A 1,877-nucleotide genomic window follows, 5' to 3' on the forward strand; every position below is an offset into this window, starting at 1 on the left:
GCGCTCCTGCTGCCGGGACAGCCGGACGAAGTCGCGTTCGCGCCGTTCGGCCATCACGGCCAGCAGGTACATTTCCGGCGGCGTCCCGGCCGGCGGCGGGGGAGAGACATAGCCGGACGCCTCGTTGGCCAAGGCCGTGGCCAACCGGGCCCGGGAGGCCGGAATCATCTTGGGCGCCTGGGAGAGGAACTGGATAATCCGCCGGGCCAGCGGCTCCGGCAGCCGCCCCATGTCGGCGAGCTTCACCCAGGGTGCAAGTTGCGGGGGGATTTCCGGCAGGATCTTCGGCGTGACCGCGACGCGTTCCCGCATGCTGTAGGTGCCCGCCAGCAGGTCGCCGAGCCGCTTGGACCTGTCATTGAACAGGGCCACCATGAAGGCCACCGAACCGAGCAGGATGTACAGTTCGAAGACCGCCACGAGGCCGCGGATGAGCGCATGCCGGAACCGGATGGCACCGCCGTCGTCACGCACGATCCGCAGGCCCATGGCCCAGCGGCCCAGCGACTTGCCGCGGGTAAGGGTTTCGACGGCGATGGGCACCCCGACCAGGAAGAACAGCACCACGGCGATGACCAGCGCCCGGGCGGCCGCGGCGTCGAACCCGACCTCGAGGGTCTCCGCCAGCAGCACGAAGGCGGCGATCAGCAGGATCACGTTGGCCACCACATCGATGATCGAGCTCAGCGCCCGGACGCCGAACGACGCCGGCCGCAGTTCCAGCACTACCGCCTCGCCGGTGATGACGTTGCTCATCGGATCCCTTTCCCGGGCGGCCTGTGCCGCGCCCGGTTCCACTCTATCGATCCGGGGCGGCGGGCCGGGCGGCGCCCCGGATCTTCCGCGCGCGGCGGCTAGGCTAGGAGCGTGGATATCGATGCCTTCGCCGCGGTGCATGAGCACGATTGGCAGCGGCTGGACGAACTGAGCGCCAAACGCAGGCTCACCGGCGCCGAGGCGGATGAACTGCTCGTGCTCTACCGGCGCACGTCGACCCACCTGTCGATGATCCGGTCGGTGGCCGCCGAGGGCCAACTGTCGGCGGCCCTCTCCACCCGCCTGTCGCGCGCCCGGACGCGGTTCACCGGGGCCCGCTCCAACTTCGCCCGGGACGTGGCGGAGTTCTTCGTGTTGTCGCTGCCGGCCGCGTTCTACCGCCTGCGCTGGCTGACCGTGATCATCGGTGCCCTCTTCGTCCTGGTCGCCTGGCTGTTCGGCGCCTGGGTGGCGGGAACCCCCGAGGTCATCAAAGCGATGGGGTCCGACGAGGACATCCGGCAGTACGTGGAAGAGGACTTCGTCAATTACTACTCGGAAAATCCCAACGCCTCCTTCGCCGGCATGGTGTGGACCAACAACGCCTGGATCGCCGCGCAGGCGGTGGCCTTCGGAGTGACCGGACTGTGGGTGCCGTACATCCTGTTCATGAACGCCCAGGGGGTGGGCATGGCCGGCGGGATGATGGCCGCCTACGACCGGCTGGACGTCTTCTTCCTCTACATCCTGCCGCACGGGTTGATGGAGATCACCGCCATCTTCATTGCCGGGGCGGCCGGACTGCGGATCTTCTGGTCCTGGGTCTCGCCCGGCCGGCTCACCCGCACCGCCTCGCTGGCCCGGGAAGGCAGGTCGCTGATTACCGTAGCCCTGGGGCTGGTCCTCGTCCTCCTGATCTCCGGACTGGTCGAGGGCTTCGTGACCCCCAGCCAGTTGCCGGACTGGCTGCGCCTGGGCATCGGTGTGCTGGTGCTGGCCGCCTACTGGATTTATACCCTCGTCGTGGGCCGGCGGGCCTACCTGGCGGGGGAGCGCGGCGACCTGGGCCGGTTCGACGCCGGCGAGGCCGCCGCCACCGGGTAGCTGCCGTCCGGGCAGGC

At 69.3% G+C, this 1,877-nt stretch carries 2 protein-coding genes; one reads left to right on the plus strand and one right to left on the minus strand.

Annotated features, from left to right (window positions below; genetic code table 11):
- Positions 1–756 (minus strand): RDD family protein (locus AC5RV2_RS17540; RefSeq protein ID WP_494093395.1); only part of this gene is annotated, 756 nt, incomplete at its 3' end.
- Between the two features lie 111 nt (positions 757–867).
- Between AC5RV2_RS17540 and AC5RV2_RS17545 the strand changes: the two genes are divergently transcribed.
- On the plus strand, positions 868–1,860 hold the full coding sequence (locus AC5RV2_RS17545; protein WP_494068191.1) for a stage II sporulation protein M: 993 nt from the start codon (positions 868–870) through the stop codon (positions 1,858–1,860).
- The last annotated feature ends 17 nt before the right edge of the window (positions 1,861–1,877 follow it).

Source organism: Arthrobacter sp. Y3225116, from assembly GCF_059091245.1.